Here is a 21,078-nt window from a genome sequence, read left to right on the forward strand (position 1 = left end):
CGTGAAGTCGGGGGAGAATCACCTGCGAGGAGCGGGTCGACGTTATGGCGGTGACCGGCCTAAACCGGCCAGACTTCCGAACCATCGCCGATTTCCACAAGCGCCACCTCGTGGCCTTAACCCGTCCCCTAACTGATAGGATATTTACAACAACGGTATCATAATTGAGCGCCTATGGGCCGGGCTCGAGAAATATCGCACTATCGCAACTTGCTATGAGCAGACTGCTGCGATTTTCAAATGCCTGCCCTGCATCGCTGCATATCTTAATCTGGTAGCGATGACACGCGTTGGTAAAATTATGAGTGTTAAAGGTTTTCTAATGCGATTAACTATCTGGCCATTCGCCCATTCAATTGTAGAAGTTGAAGTAAGGAGAAAGATCGATGGGTATGAACGATCCTCTTATCGGTGCTGCGATGCTTTCTTTAGTGATCCTATGTGCCCAAGCTGATCAGGTATTGGGATCTGACCGGATTGAGGGCGCAAACGAATTGGTCCTTCCTGGAGGCCCAACACTTCGTCTTTGGGAGGTAGGTACGATCAAGTCGCGGCTTGCTACAGCGTCATTAACCGTATCTGCGCCCCGGTCCATCAAGTGGGCTGGAGCAACGCCGCTTGCTACAGAGGTATTAGACCTTAATGCCAGTTCCAATTCCACCCAGGAGGCAGGAGCAATTTTTCGTATGACTTCGAGTAAGGGAGCCTCAACCGGCACAGGCCCACTCAGCGCATTCAAAATTCCACTCGCGACCGAAATGGTAATGCAACCTGGCTCAGGGAATGGTTACGGATTTAATTCTGTTATTACTGCTCAAAAAAACGTTGATCGCCAACAAGTATTAGGCGTCGAAATTAATGTGAACACTAACAATTTAGATTATACGCCGGTAATTGGCAGCCCATTCGCGAACTTCCTAACGCTAGGCGGTATTTCTGCTTTTCCAAGCACTTCTGGAATATTTATAAATGACGTCGGTTCAAGTTCTTATATGGTCCATGAAGGAATTTGGTTCTACGGCCGCAAGACTGTAAAAGACCATACGATTCGGGATGACACATCATCAGCGGTTAGTTATTCGATCGGTGGTGAACATGGCAGTGCGTCGATCTCAGACAACGCAATTACGCCGACCGCCCTCAATCTCGGTGGCACCTACTCGCTCTCAGCAATCTTTACAGCCAACAGCTCAGCAACTGTTGCTTTCGCAGCCGGAGATGGGCAGCGGGTCTGTTTCAAAGGCGTTGACGTCTGCCTCTATCATAGCGATACAAGTCTCCGACTCTCTATCGGTGGATCCGACGTAGCACAGATCTCCGATAGCGGCGGCGGCACTTTTACTACACTCTCTGCGACCGGCTTAACAAAGTTGGGGGTTTTCAACTATGACCACCTTCCGCCTTGCGTTTCTGCTAACCAGTACACTTACGTAACTGTTGTAGATGCGTTGACTGTTGCATTCGGCCAAGCCATTAACAAAGGAGGGGGCAGCAACCAAGTGCTCGTCTACTGCAACGGCAATGCGTGGGTGCAGCGTTGAAACATACATTTATGAGCCCGGCTGAGTGGTTTTCTCATCCGACGAGCGGTGGGATGATTTACTCTGCGCATGCGCGAGATGCTATGCTTCAGCGATGTCGTTGAGGGTGGGTAGCTGCGTCCTTGCTGCACGAGTTGGTTCCACCATGGATATAGGGAATAATTTGTGCACGGTACGATAAGGCCGCGCGTCGCTAGGGTCATGTAAACCATGTGGGACGCCGAGGGCGAGGCCGCCATCCGCACCGTCGTCGATACCGCTCGCCTCGCAGGCCGCAGCCCCTTCAGCACCATCCTCAAGACCGTCGGTGCCTGATCCCAGTCGTCACAGGCCTAGGTAATTACTCCACATCGACATCGCACAGGTCAGCACCGAATAGGGCAAGCTGCACCTGTTCGTGGCCATCGACCGCACGAGCAAGTTTGCCTTTGTTCAATTGCACGAGAAAGCGATACAACGGATCGCGGCAGCCTTTCTAAATGATCTGGTCGCCGCCGTGCCGTACACGATCCACACGGTGCTGACGGATAATGGCATCCAGTTCGCCGACAACCATCCGGTGAACGAGGAAGCCGAGGCCAAGGCAGCTGCCTATTGGGCAGAGCGCGACGAGCCGCGCATCTACCGCTGGCACTCGTTCGAATGGGCCTGCGAGCAGACTAATATCGAGCATCGCCTGACCAAACCACGCTGCCCGTGGACGAACGGCCAGGTCGAGCGAATGAACCGCACTATCAAGGACGCTACGGTCAAGCGCTACCATTACACCGACAACGACGGGCTGCGCCGCCACCCGCAACTGTTCGTGGAGGCCTACAACTACGGTCGCCGGCTGAAGACCCTGCGACGCCTCACCCCCTACGAACCTATCTGCCAGACCTGGACGAAAAAGCGTACGCCTACGGTGAAGCTTCCAATTACCCACATCGTCGGTGCGGTTTGCTTTGCCTGAATCGGCCGTGATTCTCTCCGTGACGCCGAATCACGGAGGCGTCACGGATGTGCGATGGTGTATTGGCCGGCGACGCCGGCTGGCAGGACGCCGAGATCGCCTGCGCGAGCTTGCCCGATCAGCGCCTCGCCCGTCGCCTTCGCCGGCTCCTGGATCAGATGTCCGCCGCGCCGGGTCAGCCAATGCCGGCGGCCTGCGGCGACTGGGCTGCCACGAAAGCAGCCTACCGCTTCTTCGACAACCCGCGCATCACCGAGCACGGCATCCTGGCCGGGCACTTCGCCGCGACTGCCGTACGTTGCGCGGCGACTGAAGGGCCGATCCTCATCCTCCAGGACACGACCGAGTTCATCTACGGCCGCGCGCATCCGGGCAAGATCGGCTTCACCAGGACCATCAACGGCGGGCGGTACAAAGCGGGGCAACCCAACGTGCACACGCTGTGTGGCGTGCTGATGCATTCCAGTCTCGCCGTTTCGCTCGCGGGCACGCCTCTCGGCCTGACGGCGGCGAAGTTCTGGACGCGCACCAAGTTCAAGGGGACCTGGACACTCAAGCGGAACGTGAACCCCACCCGTGTACCCATCGAGACCAAGGAAAGCTATCGCTGGCTTGAGAACCTCCACCAGTCGATGGCTCTCCTCGGCACGCCGGAGCGCTGCGTGCACGTCGCCGACCGGGAGAGCGACATCTACGAACTGTTCTGCCTCGCACAGGATCTACGCACCCGTTTCCTGGTGCGCGTGCAGACCAACAGACTGGCCAAACCGCCGCCCGCCGGGCCGCGCCAGAATGCGGACCATCGCGTCTACGCTCAACTCGATGCGGTCCCCTGGTCGGGTCCCCATCACGTGACCGTCGGCGGCAACGCCGCTGACACCGCCTGCCTGCAGGTCAAGTTCGCCGCCATCACGACCCTGCCGCCCATCGGCAAGCAGAAGCGCTACAGCCCGCAGGTCCTCACCTACATCCACGCTCTCGAACTCGATCCGCCAACCGATCGTCCGCCGATCGACTGGAAGCTCGTCACCAACCTGCCGGTCACCGACCTCGCCGGGGCCGTGGAGAAGCTCGACTGGTACGCTCTGCGATGGAAGGCAGAGGTCTTCCACAAAGTCATGAAGTCGGGCTGCCGCGCCGAGGAGAGCAGGCTGCAGACTGCCGAGAGGCTGGTGAAGTTCCTCGCCCTCGTGACGGTGGTCAGCTGGCGCATCTTCTTTCTCACCATGACGGCCCGCGTCGAACCCGATGCACCACCCGACACCGTCCTCACCGCCGCTGAGATCAACGCGCTCAACAGCCTCGATGCGGCACGCTCAAAACCGCGGCTGCGTCGGCGAACGCTTGCCGACTACCTCCTGCAGATCGCCATGCTTGGCGGCTACCTCGCCCGCAGTCGCGACCCGCCGCCCGGCAACATGGTCGTCTGGCGTGGCCTCACCCGCCTGCACGACATCGCCGTCGGCATAACCATCGGCACCGAACGACGATGTGGGTAATTGGAAGCCTCACCGGAGGCGTACGAAAAAGCACGAGCGGTTCAGGCTCGACCCGTCACACCACACCGCGGGACCAAACATCTAGTCTCATTAAACGGGCCCTACGCATCGTTGAAAACGGCAAGGCGGTCTCACATCAAGACACTCTTAGAATGTGGCAGGGTGAGCCTTGCCGCTAGGGCCGGATCTCCCAAGGCTGCGAAGGGCCCGTTGCGGTGGTCGGGTCCGTGATGCCCATAGCGGATCGGGCCCCCGTCCGATACCATTACGCAGCCCCCGGCGGCAGCGACGATGTGATCGCCGGCTGCGGTGTCCCATTCCATGGTCGGACCGCAGCGCACGTAGATGTCCGCCTCGCCGGCTGCAATAAGGCCGAACTTGAGGGCTGAGCCGACCTGACGCGTTTCTAGAACCGGCAGAGCCGTGAGGCAGGCATCCGTCTCGGGATCGCCGTGTTGTCGACTGCGCAAAGCGATGAGGCCGCCTTGTGGCGCCAGCCGCGTCCGAACCGACCGCCCACTCCCCGGGCGGCCCTTCTCTACGGCGGCCTCGAAGGTTGCCGCGCCCGCCCACCAGACTCGGCCAAATCCAGGCGCGGCGAGCGCTGCCGCCACCGGGCGCTCGCCCGCCACAAGGGCGATGTTGACTGAGTAATCCAGCGTGCCGGCGAGAAAATCCCGGGTACCGTCAAGGGGGTCCACCAAGAAGAAGGTGTCACCTGATCGCGTCACTCCATGCTGAGATCGTTCCTCGGCGACGACCGCGATCTCAGGAAAGCGCCCAGCGAGGGCGGAGACTATCAGATCTTCGGCCTCGACATCGGCAGCGCTCGATGGGAAGCCATCCGGCTTTAGGGCATGACGACAAGGGCCTTTGTGGTGACGCCGCAGGACCTCGCCCGCCGCACATGCAATCTCGGCGAGCACGACGGCGATTCGTTCGCGAGCAGGCTCTGAAATGTTTGCATGTTTCATAACGCTATCCTTTTGACTTCAGGCCGCGTGCTCAAGTGGCCAGGTGAGGTGTGAGGTCTTCACTGGCTGCTGTAGCCGCACATCAACTCGATAAGCGCCTCGCGGCTTGGCGACTTAAGTTCCCTACGAGTCTGTTTGAAGACGGCTCTCGGGTTGGATTGTAGAGGGCGTTGGCGTAATTACCCACCCCCTTGCGCGGGTTGGGTTTCGCTGATTCCCTTCTGGGATGAGCCGAAGCGATCTTGAGCGGCTGAGCCGTGAGGAGCTGATCGAGCTGGTGCTGCGATTGCAGCGCCCGGACAAGACCTCGCGCACGTCCTCGAAGCCGCCGGCGACAGACCGCAAGGAGCGGCGCGACCAGGCAAAGCCCGGCGTAATTACCCACCCTCGTAAGTGCGTGGTTCAGGCGCCGACGGTCGTGAGGATGGTGCCGAATGGGCTGTGGCCTGCGAGGCGTGCGGTATCGACGACGGTGCGGATGGCGGCCTCGCCCACGGCGGCCCACATGGCGCCGTAGCCGTTGGTCACCTTCCGCTGGACGACCGCTGGGCGCAGCAGTCGCTCTGAGCCGTTGTTGGTCGGTTCGACCGCGCCGGGATGGGCGAGGAAGACGAGGAGCTGATCACGCGCCCGTCCGATCTTGGCCTGCAGGTCGCGGGTCAGGTCGCAGCAGCTCGGTGTGGCGAGGATGGCGCCGAGCTGTCGATCCAAGGTCCGGCGCTTGGCGGCGAGCGTCGAGGCAGCCAGATCGGTGACGCGCTCGGCCAGGCCAAATACCGTCTGCAACCAGAGCTGCAATCGCCAGCGCACGGGATCGTCGCTGACCTCGACGACGTAAGCGACGTCGCAGGCGAGATGGGCGAGGCAGGTCTGGTGCGCGGCGGCATGACCCTGCTGGGCGGTGTAGCGGTCCGAGATCCAAACCGCGGGCCGGTGGCCGTCCATCATCTCCCGCACCACGATGGCGCCCCGCGTCGGCGAGGCCGTGTGCACCACGGCGTCGGTCGCGTGGAACACCCAATGATAAGCGTTGCTGCCCTCGATCCGGACGCCGGTCTCGTCCGAGGCGATCACAGCGGCCCGGCGTAGCGTCGAGACGGCCTCCTCGCGACCGGAGCGGAAGTGCCTCTGCGCGCGCTGGAGCAGGTTCATCAGCCCGCCCTGGCTGAGCGTCAGACCGAACAGGTCCGCCAAGGCTGCCTGCAGTCGCTCGTAGGACAGCGCGTGGAAGGTCTTGAGATACGTCGCCACCGCATGCAGCCGTGGGCCGAACGGCGTGCCCCGCGCCGCCTCCGGCACCGGCGCGACGACCCGCGCCCCGCAGGTTGGGCAGTGAACGGCCAACCGTCGATGCTGCGTCACGACCGGTGTCACCGCCGGCAACTCGATCCGCTCGGACACGCTCACGAGTTCGACAGCAAGATCTCCGTGCAGGGCGCCGCCGCAGCACGCGCAGCGGTCGGGCTGATGATCGACGACCGCGTCGGGATCGTCGCTCATCACACGGCTATGGCCCTCGTGGCCGGGCTTGGCCCCGCCAGGTTTGGATTGCTCGTGCCGCTCTTTGCGGTCTGTGGCGGGTGGCTTCGAGGATGTGCGAGAGGTCTTGTCCGGACGCTGCAGACGCAGCACCACCTCATCCCGAGCCTGTCGAAGGATCGATCAGTTCCTCGCGGCTCAACCGCTCAAGATCGCTGCGCCCCATCCTACGAAAGAATCAGCGAAACCCGACCCGCGCAAGGGCCTGGGTAATTACGCCGGTAGCCATAGCGCACCCGTGCGGCAGCCAACTCCTTCAATCGCATCCGCAGCGCGACCTGAGGGTCGGAGTGCTTCCTGTAGCGCTGGGACGAGCGGCCGAAGCCGGTGGCCTGGCAGGCCCGACGCTCGCTGATGCCGTAGGCTACCTGCAGGTGACCGGCGACCTCGCGGCGAGCGGCGGGCCTCACCACTTTCGCTTGAGCACGTCCTGCAGCATGGAGCGGTCCAGCGTCAGGTCGGCGACAAGTCGTTTGAGCTTGCCGTTCTCATCCTCTAGCTGCTTCAGCCGCCGAATCTCCGGCACACCCATGCCGACGAACTGCTTCTTTCAGCGATAAAAGGTCGGCTCGGATACGCCCATCTTCCGGCAGACCTCGTCCACCGTCGCATCGTTCTCCGCCTGCCGCAGGGCAAAGGCAATCTGTTCGTTCGTGAAGCGTTTGCCAGGCATGGCATCCACCCTCCTTCAGGGTTCAGGATGCCCGAAAAACTTGCGTTCAACGCGGACCAGTTTGCAGGGTCAGGGTCATAGGCGGTATCCGCCCAGACGTCGCCGGCAGTGTTGGCCTTCGATTCCAGACCGGGCAACTGCGCCCCTTCGTGCCGGGCCGCGTTGGTGGCGAGCCAGGTGCGGATCAGCCCGTGGCGGCGATCGATGCCGACGTGGTTCTTGTAGCCGAAGGCCGGCAACGCGAGGTCGATCCGCTTCGCGCCATCCTCGGCCGGCTTGGCCTTCGACCACTTGATCGTCCACCGCGCATCCAGATCCTTCTGGGCGAGCTTGGCTGGTCGGGCCTCCCAGGCGTCGAGCACGCACCCCGCCTTCAGATCCGCCTTCTCCGCCTCGGTGTTGCGTTGCTTGGGCGCGGCCACCACGGTCGCGTCGACGATCTGCCCGTCCATCTAAAGGAAGCTAGCAGCACGCAAGACCGCGTCGTAGGCGCCAAATAGCACCTCGATCGCCGGCCTGCCCGCGATCTCGGCCCGGGTGAGCACCTCGCGGGGGGGCCAGATCGTGTTGGCGTCCGGCACCGAGTTGGACTGCCCCAACCCGAGGAAGCGCATGAACGAGAGCCGGTCCTTGATCAGGAACTCGGTGCGCTCGTCCGACAGCGAGTGGCTGACCTGGAGGATCAGCACCTTGAACATGAACACGCGGTCAAACGGCGGGCGACCGCCCTTCGACCCGTCCGAGCGGGGCACGGAAAGGGCGAGGTCGTCCCGGAACAGTTCGAAATCGACGATGCGGCTCAGCCGCTCCAGCGCGTCGCCCTTGGCTGAGAGATCCTTAGGGCGCTCGTCGCTGTCGAAAAAACTGGGCTGACCGCGCATCGCTGCACCTCACCAACCGCCGAGGCCATCACACCACGAAACCTCTCAAACCACGAGGTTTTTGGAGGTGTCCATCCGGTCGAGCCCTCCTGATTGCCACTCCTGGGTAGAGGCCCAAACCCCGTCAACCAACACGCAAAGGCATCCGGCTCAAAGTCCTCACATCAGAGCCGCTAATGAGAACCTCCGCTGACGCTCTGCCACAAGCCGCTTCGCATCCTGAATTAATTCGAATTGATCCATCTTGAGTTTCTCCCGTCCTTCTACTCGCTCCGGCTTCCGAAAAGATACAAAAAATTCGAAATCGCCCTCAAAAGTGGGTTCAATACAAGTCAAGAGTAAGTCAAATCTTTCGAGCAACACTGCGCCCTCGATCAGCTCAAGGAAAGATGCCGGCGTGTAGAACCAACAATGGCTATCGATGTAAGCGCCATCATTTATAATCTGAGCCGCCTGCGCGTGCGCGAGATAAATAGCATATTCAGAATTATATTTTTCCAGTCCGTCTACATTCACGTCTTCGCGCCAGATCGCACCGGGCTCGATCCTCGCAATGTTGAAAGTATGTTCAAACATCTGTCGCACGCTCGGAATCTGGTAGTTGAGCATGTCTGCCTCGATCAATTCTGCGAGCGTACTAAGGGGGCACTTCAGATCGAAAGTGTAACGCTTGTCCGGGATCGCGAGATTGAATACCCCATCTGGTTTCATAACGGAGCAGATACCGCGGAACCATCCAAGTGTATTCGGTACATGTTCAATTACGTGGCTTGCGATCACGTAGTCAAAAGCGTCCTTCTCACCAACGACTTCCGCTAGAGAACCGGACCCGCGCCACACATAATCAACGTTCACAATGCCGGCGACCCTATTCGGCAGGGTTTCATGCTGCCTTCGCAGTCCGTCCGTATCAGTGTAATCGACATACTTGATCGAGCCTACTTCGGGACGAATGACAGGGTTGTTCAAGGCCCCGATCTCGAGGCCTCGCTGGACATTCGGATTAGAGCCGCGGGTGAGAAATGCATCGCGGCGTGTAACCGGAGACCATGCCATAGCCACAACTCCATTTAGATTAGACAACGGGATAAATTACGCTTCCGGAACGGCGCCGCGGATTATGCGTCGAATTTCATCGCGTTGAACCGTACCTTGGACCCTAGAAGCTCGAAAACAACTTGGAAGACGCGACATTAATCACGCGGATTGATGAAGTTATTGAGCCGGCTTCGAAAGAATAGACGCCGATGTTCGAGGATCGTTTTCATCCTTGCTTAGGGCCCATCCCGGCGAGCGACTTCTCGCCGGCGCTGAGTTGTCGTCCATCAGCTCCAGCATCTAATATGTTTCGATAAATAAGAACGAGATCCTCGCCTTGGTCGTCGGCCCACCGCGGTTCCACGTTCGTTGCGGGTGGGGACACCAAATAGCGATCCGGATCCTCATCGATCCGGCGCAGAATATCACGCAATGGCGTCACGTCGCTAACGTCGACAACGTAACCATTCACATCTTCTTCGATGTCTTCGCCAACCGCGCCTAAACTGCTCGCTACGACCCACAGCCCGGCTGCTTTCGCTTCTCTGACAGCTAAGCCGAAGCTCTCCGGCCACAGTGAAGGCGCAAGAAGGACATCCAATTGTGCATACAACTGGGTTACACGTTCTTGTGCAACTGGGCCAATGATTTCAACAGGAGTTGTGCCCCACGTCTCCGACCTCGTATAACCAGCGTCATATCTATTGTCGACCATTGTTAAGCTTAGATTTCGAAAATCATTTGCCCGAAGTATTGCTTCCAGCAAGGTGGCGCCTTTGTGTGCAGAGCGGTTTCCAATGTGACCGAGCCGCACTCTTCCGGTAGTGGACATCGTGTGAGGAAGAAAGCGGAGCTTAGATATGCCGTTTGGGACCGCAACCGTTTGCTCGACGCCAGCATTCCTATAAATCTCGGAAAAGCTGTTCGAAACGGCTAGAACCATTTTCGCCTTTGAAAGTAGGCGCTCTAATCGACGTCGTCTCGCCACAGAGGCCAGCCGGCCGATTGGTACGTCGCTCGACGAAGCTAAAAGATCTGTCGTTGGGAGGCGGAGCTGGCCATCCGCATCAATCAAAAACTGGAAATCCGAGATCCACCAGGCGTCATGAAGTGTGACCAGATATGGAATACCGAGCTCGGCGGCAATTTCGACCGGAGTCGCTGTTAAGCCCTGCACGCAATGAAAGTGAATGAGATCCGGTTTAAAATGATCAAGCACCTCTTGAAAAGGGGCGCTCATTTTCTGGTCGAACCCATACCAGTCCATATGATGTTTGCGTTCTATGGCGGTCCGATAAACCGGAGTTCCATCGTGGGAATCAATGGATGTCTCATAGGGCCTCTCTGAGCCCACATCACTCGCCAAAACTGCTAAGTCAAACGCGTGTTTATAATGCGATGTAATATATTCAACGTTATCCCGGACGACCCGGGTCGCTCCTCCTATCGAATGTGGGGGAAAATATATGTTGACCACTAGGACGCGATGCCGTCGGCCATTCTGAGCGGATGACGGCTGCTTCGATCCGATGCGCCGGCCAAAGATCTGCTCATGAGCTCTGAGCCTCGCTTGGTGGTATGACGCCGAAGGTTCGACAATTTCAGCTGGGCCGGCGGGAGAGCTTCGCCCCACCGTGTGTAAGGATTTCTCTTTGTAAGCGAGGCTATTAGGAAGCGGCAGAAATGACGACAGGCCTTCAATTCCGGCCGCGGCGCTGTAGTCGGCCATCGCCCGTTCTTTGGCCTTTCCGCCTATTTGGGAGCGGCCCTCCGGGTGGAGGACGAGGTATTCCAAGGCCTGCGCCCAACCCTCTGGCGAACGCGCTATCAACACGTCCTCGCCGTCGCGAAGCGCGTCATCGTAGGTCGCAGTCGAACTTACAACCGAAGGAATGCCGCACATCGCGGCCTCAAGCCATTTGATCTCGCTTTTGCAATCGGTTGTCCTACTTTTGTTGAGAGGCGCGAGATTGATATCGGCGCCCGATAGCGCTTCCCAGTAGTCAGATACATCTGTGCTGAAGGGGATTTGGCAGACTCGTTCGCCGAGGCTCTGCAATTCTGGAACGAGTTTAAGGTGCCCCACGATCATTAGGCGCGTGTCGGCGTACTTGCGCAAGATGTACGCCAACGCGGGCGCCGCAAGTTCGTTAAAATCTTGATTGTGAGCCTTAGTGCCGGACCCGTAGAAAAACGTCAACTTGGCTGCGGACAGACGTTTCGGCTTGTGCTGGATATAAGCGTTATTCCTGTAGTCAAGACCGTTGCGAAGAACGTGGCATATGCCAGTGCGGACCAGAGGTCGAATATACTTGGCGAGTTCAGGGGTAGATGCAATTCCAACGTCACACAATTTCATCGCGTAGCGGAATAAAGGTACGCCGTATTGGAGACTTGCATAGGTCTCCTCGTCGATTTGCCCTTGAAAGCTTGCGAATGTATCAGGGTACAATTCTGCGTCAAAAATTAAATCATCGATATCGTAGTAGGTTTGTAAGCCAATTGCTCGAGCATACAGGATAGCATGGATGATATCTGGTGTGGACGGAGTTCTGTAAAAGATAACCGCCCTGGCTCGGTCGATAGCAGGCCGGTACGCATCCGGGTGATTTTGGTCGTAAACCTCGGCCTCCCATCCACCAAGCCGAAGGTAATTGTACTTTTGGATAACCCGATAATGATCACATTGTGCCAAGTCCCTGTTCGCTATTATGAGGATGGGTCCGACGTCGCGTTGCGGGAGAATCGCCGGAAAGGGCCTGATTTTAGCCAAGACTTTTACAAGGCGGTCGAGGTCGACTTGAATTTCGTTATCCGCCTCGGCGCGCCTGCCCCGCAGATACATTTCTATGTAATGGTTGCGCTTGATATTCTGCAGATGACTCAGGGCGCGGCGCGATGTGTTCCGCCAGTGATACGACGAGCTGCAATATGCCGATGAGAACTCGATCTCCCTCAGCGTTTGATCAAAGAGGTCCAGTGTGAACGCCAGTCCTTCGACAGCATGAATATGACTCCATATTGAGGCATTCGGCAGATGCGCAGCAATCAAGAATTCTTTTGTTGCGTCGGGCATGTTGCCCTGTGCCTTAAGCACATCGCCGCGTGTGTGGTGCACCGAACTCACATGGTCGGCCATTGAGATTGCCGTATCAGTGGCCTTCAAAGCCAGTGTGAGTTGATTGCTAAGCAAATAACGTCGGGCCAGGACATTCATGAAGGCGGCGCCACTGCTTCCACCGTCAACGACCTGCAAACCCATTCCGAAGCCAAACTCGACGAAGTGCCGCAATGCGTTAGCGCGACCATCCGGGATAGATATGTGTGTGCTGACGATCTTACGATACAAAAATTCGTTGAAGCAGATTGGAAATTCATCCTCGCCGATAATACCATTAAGATATTCCGCTTCATTCGGAGCTTCCCCGCGCCCGAAGCCGGTGTTTAGCCAGTATGCGTACAATTGTGTAGCGCTGGGACGTTCTATATCGAGGCTAGTCACGGTTGTGTAAAATTGCGCGTCGAATTTGTATTTGGATGAAAGCGCAAATTGCCTCTCGATACCAATTTCAATAAAAGTACAAATTGCCTCAATCTTCGTTAGGCAGGGACTTGCGAGATCGCCTCGATTCAGAAGGTTAAATTCGCTTAAATTGAGTAGTTTCGTCCATGATATTGACGATATGAAGTGTAGCCGTACAAATTCCTCCAGGGTGTCTGGCAACCTTCGTGAGTTCGCTGCCTTGAGTGCCAGCAGTCGATAGTCATTTTCTAATACGTCATCCTTGTGAATGTATTCTCGACCCTCGATTTTTCCGAATTGTAGATAATGCGCAATTAGCTCATAGTTCTCCTTCAGATGTCGGAGGTCGGGGTTTGCAATTCGATATTCAGAAGGTTGGAATTCGGCCGGGGGCGTGCCATACTTGAGGGCAAGTTTTTTCAGTAGCTCCTCCGGCGTGCCCGGACGACCCTCGACTCGGCCGTGCCGATAATAGTGCCGACGAAGCGCCTTCTCTCCGCGGAGGTGGCTTAAATCGCCGAAATATTTCCTATAGAAATCTGGGTCGAACTGTTTTTTCGGTTGTCCAGCGGCGACGAGTTCGTCCGCTATCTTTGCCCATGTTCGCTTAAGTTTGCTCGGAAATCGTGGCATTACTGGTCCTTATGCATCTGAATATCTGGACCGATCGGTAAGAATCTCGTCGATGGTCGTCTAGGTAAGCGCTCTTTGGTCCAGCAGGGTGTCGAAGGGGGGCGACGGCTTGCGGCCCTCGCGCCAGCCCGAGGCCATGTGGTGGTCGACCGGATCGACGTCGGCGGCCGCGAGGTCATAGTTGCCGCGAGGTAGAACGGCCCGTCGACGAGTTAGCCGTGTCGGGCTGGCCAGGACTGCGTTGCCTTCCTCGCCGACGCGCCCGCCGACCGGGCCTTTCCTAGGACGCTGGTTTGCGAGGAGGTGCCGGAACGGGTTGATGCCGGCCCGGACGAGATAGGGCAGGTCGGTCGCGGAGGAGAAGTTGGGCCGCGGGTCGCGGCCCTCGCGCCAGCCGTGGACCAGGTAGTCGCGCACCGGATCGGCCGTGATCCCGTACCAGCTCGGGTAGAAGCCCGCGTCGAAAAAAGGCGCCACCGCCGCGATCTGCTCGTGCGCGGTGGCGAGATCGTTCGCGGTGGGGAGGCCGCCGCGCGCGGCGAGCCGGGCAAGCCGGTTGCTGCTCGCGCGGACGGCGCTCGTGCTCGCCCGACGGTGGTACAGGCTAACAAGCTTCTTCAAAGCACCGCTCTCACTGCGCGGCTTCCTCGCCTTTCCTGTGCCCCCCGGCCCGGTTCGGCCTTGCCCATAATACCCACGTGAGCTTTCAGCCCCTCTGATGCGCCTGCAGACGGGGGATACCTGTGTCGTGACGGTTGCACGCTGTGGGCTGACGGACGCGGAAGCTTCCCTAGCAAATGGCTTGGAATTTGAAGCGCGGGTGGACATACGTTCGCACAGGAAAGCGAGGGTGTGCCGTCGCGATGACGAGTGGCTCTTCGGCGGTCTTGCCCTATCGGAACGCTCGCGCTGGGTAAATACGAAGGCCAGGCCTGTGCTAGCCGGGCGATGCAGCGGCTGACCTCATCACGCTGCAGCCTGAGGAGATCATGCTACTGCTGGGCTTAGTCGGTGCGGTGCGCAAAACATCGCGACGTATAACGCGACACTGGTGAGAATGGACGCTGGCATGGACGTGATCGAGACCGAGATTCCGGACGTCAAGCGCATCAAGCCCAAGCGCTTCGGCGACAGCCGCGGCTGGTTCTCGGAGACGTTCCGGGTCGACGCGATGGAAAAGGCCGGGATCACGACGCCGTTCGTGCAGGACAACCAGTCCTTCTCGGCGCCGCAGGGCACGATCCGCGGGCTGCACTTCCAGATCGCCCCGCAGGCGCAGGCCAAGCTGATCCGCGTGCTCCAGGGCGCGATCCTCGACGTCGCGGTGGATATCCGAAGCGCCTCGCCGACCTTCGGCAAATACGTCGCCGTGACGCTGGACGCCGAGAACGGCGAGCAGCTCTACATCCCGCACGGCTTCACCCACGGCTTCTGCACCCTGACCTCGGACGTGATGGTCGCCTACAAGGTCGACGCCTATTACAGCCCCGAGCACGACCGGGCGCTGGCCTGGGACGATCCCGAGATCGGGATCCCGTGGCCGGTCTCGGGCGAGGCCGCGATCCTGTCCGACAAGGACCGCCGCGCGCCCCGGCTCGCCGATCTCGGCCGGGTGTTCTGAACCCACGTTTCCGTCCGGCTCGCGGCCGGGCCGTATTTTCGTCACGCCGGGCGGTCTTTAGCTGCCGGCAGCTCATTTTCATCCGCGATCGATCCGAAGGGGACCCGCCATGCGCATTCTCGTGACCGGAGGCTGCGGCTTCATCGGCTCGGCGCTGGTGCTGCATCTCGTCAACGATCTCGGCCACGAGGTGTGCACCCTCGACGCGATGACCTACGCGGCCAACCCGATCTCCCTGGTGTCGCTCGCCGAAAACCCGCGCCACCGGTTGGTCGAGGCCGATATCTGCGACCGGGCCGCCGTGCAGGCCGCCATCGCCGACTTCAAGCCGCAGGCGGTGATGCATCTGGCCGCCGAGAGCCATGTCGACCGCTCGATCACCGATCCGGGCGCCTTCGTGCGCACCAACGTCATCGGCACCCAGACCATGCTGGACGGGGCCCGGGGCTATTACGAGGCCCTGCCGGAGGCGGAGAAGACGACCTTCCGGTTCCTGCACGTCTCGACCGACGAGGTCTACGGCTCGCTGTCGCCGGAGGCGTTCTTCACCGAGGACAGCCGCTACGACCCGCGCTCGCCCTACTCGGCCTCGAAGGCCGCCTCCGACCACCTGGCGCGCGCCTGGCACGAGACCTACGGGCTGCCGGTGCTGGTGACCAACTGCTCGAACAATTACGGGCCGCGGCACTTCCCGGAGAAGCTGATCCCGCTGATGATCCTCAACGCCCTCGAGGGCAAGAAGCTGCCGGTCTACGGCGACGGGCTGAACGAGCGCGACTGGATCCATGTCGAGGACCACGCCAAGGGCCTGGTCGCCGTGCTGGAGCGCGGCCGCATCGGCAACACCTACCTGCTCGGCGGCCGGGCGGTGCGCAACAACCTCGCGGTGGTGAAGGCGCTCTGCGCGGCCTTCGACCGGCTGCGGCCCGAGAACGGCCCGCACGAGCAGCTGATCAGCTTCGTCACCGACCGGCCCGGCCACGACCGGCGCTACGCCATCGACTGCACCAAGGCCGAGACCGAACTCGGCTGGCGGCCGCAGAAGACCTTCGAGCAGGCGCTCGAAGAGACCGTGGCCTGGTACCTCGACAACGAGAGCTGGTGGCGCCCGATCCGCGAGGGCCGCTACACGGGCGAGCGCCTCGGGCTGACCCGCTGATGGATATCCTGGTCCTCGGCGGCGGCGGACAGGTCGGCACCGAGCTGCAGGCCCTGGCCTGGCCGGACGGGGTTTCGGTGCACGCGCCGAGCCGCGCCGAGCTCGACATCACCGACCCGGGCGCCGTCGCCCGGACCCTGGACGCGCGCGCCTACCGGGCGGTGATCAACACCGCCGCCTATACGGCCGTCGATAAGGCCGAGTCCGACGTAGTCGAGGCCTGGCGCCTCAACGCGCTCGCCCCGGCGATCCTGGCGGCCGCGACGGCCGCCTGGAAGATCCCGCTCGTGCACGTCTCGACCGACTACGTCTTCGCCGGCACCAAGCCCGACGGCGCCTATGCCCCAGACGAGGCGATCGATCCGCAGAGCGTCTACGGCGCCAGCAAGGCCGCGGGCGAACTCGCCGTGCGCAGTGCCAACCCGCACCACGCGATCGTGCGCACCGCCTGGGTGGTGAGCCCGCACCGGGGCAACTTCGTCAAGACGATGTTGCGGCTCGCCGGCGAGCGCGACGCCCTCACGGTCGTCGACGACCAGCATGGCTGCCCGACCTCCGCGGCCGACCTCGCCGCCGCCCTGGCGGTGATCGCGCAGCGTTTGGCCGAGGATGCGGACGCGCCCACCGGGACGTTCCATTATGTGAATGCCGGCGCCACCACCTGGCACGGCTTCGCCGAGGCGATCGTGGCGGGGTTGGCCCGGCGCGGGGGCCGGTCGATCCCGGTCACCGGCATCCCGACCTCCGCCTATCCGACACCGGCCCGGCGGCCGGCCAATTCGCGCCTGTCCACCGACAGCCTGACAGCGGCCTACGGCATCGCGCCGCGGCCCTGGCAGGCGGCGCTCGACGACATCCTGGACCGGCTCGTGGGGCCGGTTCGAGAGGGAGCTTCCAAGCCATGAAGGGCATCGTCCTGGCCGGCGGATCCGGCACGCGCCTGCATCCGGCCACGCTGTCGATCAACAAGCAGCTGCTGCCGGTCTACGACAAGCCGATGATCTACTACCCGATCTCGGTTCTGATGCTGGCCGGCATCCGCGAGATCCTGATCATCTCGTCGCCGGAGCACCTCGACAACTACAAGCGCCTGTTCGGCACCGGCGAGCAGTTCGGCCTGCAATTCACCTACGTGGTGCAGCCGCGGCCAGAGGGCCTGGCCCAGGCCTTCGTGATCGGACGCGACTTCGTCGGCACTGACGACGTGGCGCTGATCCTTGGCGACAACCTGTTCTTCGGCGCCGGCATGAGGGAGCTGCTGCACCAAGCGCGGTCACGCAAGGACGGCGCGACGGTGTTCGCCTACCACGTCGACAATCCGCAGGCCTACGGCGTGGTCAATCTCGACAAGACCGGGCGCCCGACCAAGATCGTCGAGAAGCCGCAGAATCCGGAATCCACCTGGGCAGTGACCGGCCTGTACTTCTACGACAACCAAGTGCTCGACATCGCCGCCGCCGTGAAGCCGTCGGCCCGGGGCGAGCTGGAGATCACCAGCGTCAACGAGGCCTATCTCGAGCGCGGACAGCTCTATGTCGAGCGGATGTCGCGCGGCTATGCCTGGCTCGACACCGGAACGCACGACAGCCTGCTGGAAGCCAGCGAGTTCGTCCGCACCCTGCAGAACCGCCAGGGCCTCCAGGTGGCTTGCCTGGAGGAAATTGCCTTCCTCCAGAAATTTATCACCCGCGAACAGTTGATCGCCCGCGGCGAGATGTTCGCCAAGACCAATTACGGCCAGAACCTGCTGAGGCTCGCCCGCGAGAGCGAGGAGGACCTGCTCCTACGTCGGGGCAAGTAGCGGCCCAACCGGCGATCGATACGCGGGATTATCGGGCGTTGCAGCCGATGCAGATCCCGCACATGAGCCGGTCGTTCTGCATCTCCTGCTTCGTCCGGATGCGCCTGTCGGTCGGCGTGGCCACACGCGCACAGCGGCGGCATGGCGCGCCCGACCGACGAGGTATTCGGCGTGGCCGCGGTCAAGGCGGGACCGCCGCCGGTCCCCAATTCGGACCTCCGCCGAGGCGGTGGCGGATATCAGGTTAGGAGTTCATCTTGCGCAACGGTTGATATTCCAGCCAATGACGGGACTCCCGCGACGTTGACGGCAAGTGAGTGTATCAAGTGGTAGCAACCAAAAAAGGAATGCTGTCGTGTCCGTCGTCAGATGATTTGGGATAGTCTGCGGTGTTCACGAGCGGAGGCTCCGGTCCATCTGAGGTGAGAGGTTAGGCAGCTTGCGCATGGTGGCGCAGCGGCGATCCATCAGGGCCTGACGCTTGATGCGTTCCCGCTCGGCCAGGATCCCTTCGCCGAGTCCGAAGTAGACGTCAGCGGGCGTAAGGCTGCCGAGGCTCTCATGGGCTCGGGCATGGTTGTAGTGTTCGACGAAGTCGGCAACTTGCGTCTCCAGCTCGCCGGGCAAGTAAGCGTGTTCGAGCAGGTTGCGGTTCCTGAGCGTCTGATGCCAACGCTTGATCTTGCCCTGAGTTTGCGGATGGCATGGCGCACCGCGGATGTGGGCCATGCCCCGAATGCCGAGCCAGTCAGCCAGGTCGCTGGCGACGTAGCTTGGACCGTTGTCGGAGAACAGGCGTAGCCGCTGCATCACCCGCGGCTGATGGAGCCCTGCCGCGTCCAGCGCCAGGTCGAGCGTGGCGGTGACGTCGCTGGCCTGCATCGTTGTACACAGCTTCCAGAAGACGATGTAGCGTGAGAATTCGTCCAAGACGGTCGACAGGTGGTACCAGCCCCAGCCAATGATCTTGAGGTAGGTGAAGTCCGTCTGCCAGAGCTGGTTGGAAGCCGTGGTTTTATCGCGGAACTCGTCAGCGGCCTTGATAACGATATAGGCCGGGCTGGTGATCAGGTCCTGGGACTTGAGCAACCGGTAGACGGTCGCTTCCAAGACGAAGTAGCGGCGCTCGTCTGTGAAGCGCACCGCCAGCTCATGCGGACTGAGTTCAGGCTGCTCCAGAGCCAGGGCAACGATCTGCTCGCGGATTTCCGCAGGCAGGCGGTTCCAGACCCGGCTCGGCTGCGAAGTTTGGTCATTCAACGCCTCGGGGCCGCCGCGCTGGTAGGCGTCGTACCAGCGGTAGAACGTCAAGCGCGTGATGCCGAGTTTGTCCAGGGTGGCACGCACCGACAGGTGGGATTGCTCGACCAGCCGGATGATCTCCAGCTTCTCGGGGGCTGGGTCCACCCAATACCGCGACCCGGCGGACGTGGTCCGGGCGCCGCAGGGCCGTCACGCGCACGCTACGGTCGGTCTCGACATGCGGCCGTACCGTGATCGCCAGCTCCGGGTACACCGCCCCGATCCGCCCCGCCGTGTCAGCCGACGGCGCGAACACCCGCGCCGCCCCGGCCAGGAACTGCCCGAACACGTCCCGGCGATCCTCAGAGGATCCGGCTCCTCGTAGCCGTCGGCGTCCGATGCCAGGCAGTCCCGGCACACGGGCACCGGCGCCAGCCCGCAATAGCGCCCGTCCGGCATCACCAAGTGGTTGCGGTGGCAGACCGGCGAGAAGTCGTGCAGCGTCCAGGCGTAGGGCCGCCCCTAGCCGGAGACGAGGTCCATCAGGGCGCGCGCCGCGTTCCAGCGCAGGGCCGCCAGCGAGTGCACGTGGATCAGAACCGGCGCCAGCTGGTCGATGAACGCGGAGACCGCCTCGGCGTCGCGGGGCAGGTACAGGCTGTCCAGGCTCGGCAGGTACACGAACTCCCGGCTGCGGTACGAGACGTTGACCTGGATGTTGCGGGCCCGGTCGACTGAGAGCAGCACCACGGCGGTGCCTTCTTCCTTCAGCCGGGCGATCATGTCGTCGATGTGCCGCTGGATGCCCCCGCCCCAGCTGTGGGTCACGAACAGCACCGCCCAGCCGCGGAAGTGCCGAGCGAGTCGGTACAGGTCGAGCCGCGCCCGGCCGCGCCGGCCCGGATCGGCCTGGACGAACTGGCCGACCAGCGCCGGATAGTCCGGATGCTTGGTGAGCAAGGCCGCCTGGCCCTGGTCGTACTCGCCGCCCGGGTCGAACCCGAACGAGATCCAATTGCATTTAAGGTGAAGGTATTGAAGCACGGTGCCAAGTCTCGGCTCGGACGTCAGGCGGGGCGCACTCAGCCCTGAATCTTGCTAACCACATGCTTCACCATAAACAGTCCAATGCTTGCGGCCGTTAAAGCGAACAGGATGACATACATGTGGTCGACTTGAATCCCTGCGTACGGGTAGTATGCCGATCTGACCCACTCAGCACATTGCAAGGCGGGGTTATATTTCATCCAGTAATAAATTTTATCAGGCATGTAACTGGGCAGAAACATAACGCCGCTCGACACATACATGATGATGCTGAATAGCGCATAGCCAATCATCCATCCGGGGAAAAACCCGATGATGGCGACGTTGATTGTCCCAATGCCAATTCCTAGGAGAATAGCCGCCACATAGCCGCACACGGCAGTGAGTGGATCTGCTGGAATCGGGTTAGATCCAATGACGACCAGCACTGACGCGACGACCAGCAAAGCAAGAAAGCCGGTCACGATCTCGACTAAGATGCGTGAGAATACCAGGTCAAACAATTTCACTTGAGGGTAATAGGTCAAGGGCCGATTCATGACGACCGATTTCATGACCTCACGGGACACATACTGGAAGACAAGCACCGGCACTGCGCCCGTCGCAAAGAACAGCGCGCGGTTGTCTCCGAGCGGAGCGGCCACCTTCTGGAACGTGTAGATCGCGATCAGCATGAAGATGTGCACGCACGGCCAGATCACCACCACGCCGTAACCCCAGATCGAGGCTCCGAAGCGGGTGCGCATGTCGCGCAAGATCAGCGCGTGCAGGACGTGCAGGTAAGACTCGACCGGGCTTTTCTGGGTCTGAGCCGCCGGGAGAACGGACATCGGTTGACCTCTGCGTTTCCCCGCCTGCTTTCACGAGAAACTGGGCTAAAGTGCGTTGACCTGGTGTTGACGCTCCCGCCGTCCCCTCCCCCGCTCGTCCGGGTGCTGGGCTGCGTAGAAGGTCA

The 21,078-nt window shown here is 60.9% G+C and carries 12 protein-coding genes and 6 pseudogenes; 8 read left to right on the forward strand and 10 right to left on the reverse strand.

Annotated features, from left to right (window positions below; genetic code table 11):
- Positions 1-386 precede the first annotated feature (386 nt).
- From ACYQPG_RS19610 to ACYQPG_RS19620, 3 genes and pseudogenes are all read left to right on the forward strand, one after another.
- On the forward strand, positions 387-1,541 hold the full coding sequence (locus tag ACYQPG_RS19610; protein WP_461231528.1) for a hypothetical protein: 1,155 nt from the start codon (positions 387-389) through the stop codon (positions 1,539-1,541).
- A 346-nt stretch (positions 1,542-1,887) separates the two neighbouring features.
- Positions 1,888-2,493: pseudogene (locus ACYQPG_RS19615) on the forward strand (integrase core domain-containing protein); the annotation flags it as partial.
- 47 nt (positions 2,494-2,540) lie between these two features.
- Positions 2,541-3,992, forward strand: coding sequence for an IS4 family transposase (locus ACYQPG_RS19620; RefSeq protein ID WP_461231529.1), 1,452 nt, complete (start codon positions 2,541-2,543; stop codon positions 3,990-3,992).
- Between the two features lie 131 nt (positions 3,993-4,123).
- On the opposite strand, the gene ACYQPG_RS19625 is transcribed toward ACYQPG_RS19620, so the two are convergent.
- Complete coding sequence (locus ACYQPG_RS19625; RefSeq protein ID WP_461231530.1) at positions 4,124-4,966, reverse strand: 3'(2'),5'-bisphosphate nucleotidase CysQ family protein; 843 nt, start codon at positions 4,964-4,966, stop codon at positions 4,124-4,126.
- A gap of 226 nt (positions 4,967-5,192) precedes the next feature.
- Between ACYQPG_RS19625 and ACYQPG_RS19630 the strand changes: the two are divergent.
- Positions 5,193-5,339 (forward strand): annotated as a pseudogene (locus ACYQPG_RS19630) (IS66 family transposase); the annotation flags it as partial.
- A 29-nt stretch (positions 5,340-5,368) separates the two neighbouring features.
- On the opposite strand, the pseudogene tnpC reads toward ACYQPG_RS19630, so the two are convergent.
- The 6 genes and pseudogenes from tnpC to ACYQPG_RS19660 all read right to left on the reverse strand — a co-directional run bounded on the left by tnpC (position 5,369) and on the right by ACYQPG_RS19660 (position 13,874).
- Positions 5,369-6,671: pseudogene (gene tnpC, locus ACYQPG_RS19635) on the reverse strand (IS66 family transposase).
- Positions 6,672-6,720: 49 nt separating this feature from the next.
- A pseudogene (locus tag ACYQPG_RS19640) lies at positions 6,721-7,178 on the reverse strand (transposase); the annotation flags it as partial.
- Positions 7,179-7,255: 77 nt separating this feature from the next.
- Positions 7,256-8,059: pseudogene (locus ACYQPG_RS19645) on the reverse strand (transposase); the annotation flags it as partial.
- A gap of 159 nt (positions 8,060-8,218) precedes the next feature.
- Positions 8,219-9,115: a class I SAM-dependent methyltransferase gene (locus tag ACYQPG_RS19650; RefSeq protein ID WP_461231531.1), complete on the reverse strand. Its 897-nt coding sequence runs from the start codon at positions 9,113-9,115 to the stop codon at positions 8,219-8,221.
- Between the two features lie 208 nt (positions 9,116-9,323).
- On the reverse strand, positions 9,324-13,253 hold the full coding sequence (locus tag ACYQPG_RS19655; protein ID WP_461231532.1) for a glycosyltransferase: 3,930 nt from the start codon (positions 13,251-13,253) through the stop codon (positions 9,324-9,326).
- Positions 13,254-13,313: 60 nt separating this feature from the next.
- Positions 13,314-13,874 carry a hypothetical protein gene (locus tag ACYQPG_RS19660; RefSeq protein ID WP_461231533.1) on the reverse strand — a complete coding sequence of 187 codons (561 nt, stop codon included), beginning with the start codon at positions 13,872-13,874 and terminating at the stop codon, positions 13,314-13,316.
- Positions 13,875-14,322: 448 nt separating this feature from the next.
- On the opposite strand from ACYQPG_RS19660, the gene rfbC reads away from it, so the two are divergent.
- The 4 genes from rfbC to rfbA all read left to right on the forward strand — a co-directional run bounded on the left by rfbC (position 14,323) and on the right by rfbA (position 17,834).
- Positions 14,323-14,874 carry a dTDP-4-dehydrorhamnose 3,5-epimerase gene (rfbC, locus tag ACYQPG_RS19665; RefSeq protein ID WP_461231534.1) on the forward strand — a complete coding sequence of 184 codons (552 nt, stop codon included), beginning with the start codon at positions 14,323-14,325 and terminating at the stop codon, positions 14,872-14,874.
- Between the two features lie 109 nt (positions 14,875-14,983).
- Positions 14,984-16,033: a dTDP-glucose 4,6-dehydratase gene (gene rfbB, locus ACYQPG_RS19670; RefSeq protein WP_461231535.1), complete on the forward strand. Its 1,050-nt coding sequence runs from the start codon at positions 14,984-14,986 to the stop codon at positions 16,031-16,033.
- The gene (gene rfbD, locus ACYQPG_RS19675) at positions 16,033-16,938 is read left to right on the forward strand and encodes a dTDP-4-dehydrorhamnose reductase (RefSeq protein ID WP_461231536.1); all 906 of its coding nucleotides are present in this window, start codon (positions 16,033-16,035) and stop codon (positions 16,936-16,938) included. Before rfbB ends, rfbD begins: the two co-directional genes overlap by 1 nt.
- Positions 16,935-17,834: a glucose-1-phosphate thymidylyltransferase RfbA gene (gene rfbA / locus ACYQPG_RS19680; RefSeq protein WP_461231537.1), complete on the forward strand. Its 900-nt coding sequence runs from the start codon at positions 16,935-16,937 to the stop codon at positions 17,832-17,834. Before rfbD ends, rfbA begins: the two co-directional genes overlap by 4 nt.
- 430 nt (positions 17,835-18,264) lie before the next feature.
- Here rfbA and ACYQPG_RS19685 read toward each other — a convergent pair.
- The 3 genes and pseudogenes from ACYQPG_RS19685 to ACYQPG_RS19695 all read right to left on the reverse strand — a co-directional run.
- Positions 18,265-19,256: pseudogene (locus tag ACYQPG_RS19685) on the reverse strand (DDE-type integrase/transposase/recombinase); the annotation flags it as partial.
- A gap of 342 nt (positions 19,257-19,598) precedes the next feature.
- On the reverse strand, positions 19,599-20,120 hold the full coding sequence (locus ACYQPG_RS19690; protein WP_461231538.1) for a glycosyltransferase: 522 nt from the start codon (positions 20,118-20,120) through the stop codon (positions 19,599-19,601).
- Between the two features lie 38 nt (positions 20,121-20,158).
- Positions 20,159-20,953 (reverse strand): ABC transporter permease, encoded by a 795-nt coding sequence (locus tag ACYQPG_RS19695; protein ID WP_461231539.1) that lies wholly within the window; start codon positions 20,951-20,953, stop codon positions 20,159-20,161.
- Positions 20,954-21,078: the final 125 nt, after the last annotated feature.

The organism is Methylobacterium sp. CM6246 (genome assembly GCF_054818005.1).

Excerpts from the sequence above, each read along its gene's own strand:
- ACYQPG_RS19610 (WP_461231528.1), top strand. The coding sequence starts at position 387 with ATGGGTATGAACGATCCTCTTATCGGTGCTGCGATGCTTTCTTTAGTG.
- ACYQPG_RS19620 (WP_461231529.1), top strand. The coding sequence starts at position 2,541 with ATGTGCGATGGTGTATTGGCCGGCGACGCCGGCTGGCAGGACGCCGAG.
- ACYQPG_RS19625 (WP_461231530.1), bottom strand. The coding sequence starts at position 4,966 with ATGAAACATGCAAACATTTCAGAGCCTGCTCGCGAACGAATCGCCGTC.
- ACYQPG_RS19650 (WP_461231531.1), bottom strand. The coding sequence starts at position 9,115 with ATGGCATGGTCTCCGGTTACACGCCGCGATGCATTTCTCACCCGCGGC.
- ACYQPG_RS19655 (WP_461231532.1), bottom strand. The coding sequence starts at position 13,253 with ATGCCACGATTTCCGAGCAAACTTAAGCGAACATGGGCAAAGATAGCG.
- rfbC (WP_461231534.1), top strand. The coding sequence starts at position 14,323 with ATGGACGTGATCGAGACCGAGATTCCGGACGTCAAGCGCATCAAGCCC.
- rfbB (WP_461231535.1), top strand. The coding sequence starts at position 14,984 with ATGCGCATTCTCGTGACCGGAGGCTGCGGCTTCATCGGCTCGGCGCTG.
- rfbD (WP_461231536.1), top strand. The coding sequence starts at position 16,033 with ATGGATATCCTGGTCCTCGGCGGCGGCGGACAGGTCGGCACCGAGCTG.
- rfbA (WP_461231537.1), top strand. The coding sequence starts at position 16,935 with ATGAAGGGCATCGTCCTGGCCGGCGGATCCGGCACGCGCCTGCATCCG.
- ACYQPG_RS19695 (WP_461231539.1), bottom strand. The coding sequence starts at position 20,953 with ATGTCCGTTCTCCCGGCGGCTCAGACCCAGAAAAGCCCGGTCGAGTCT.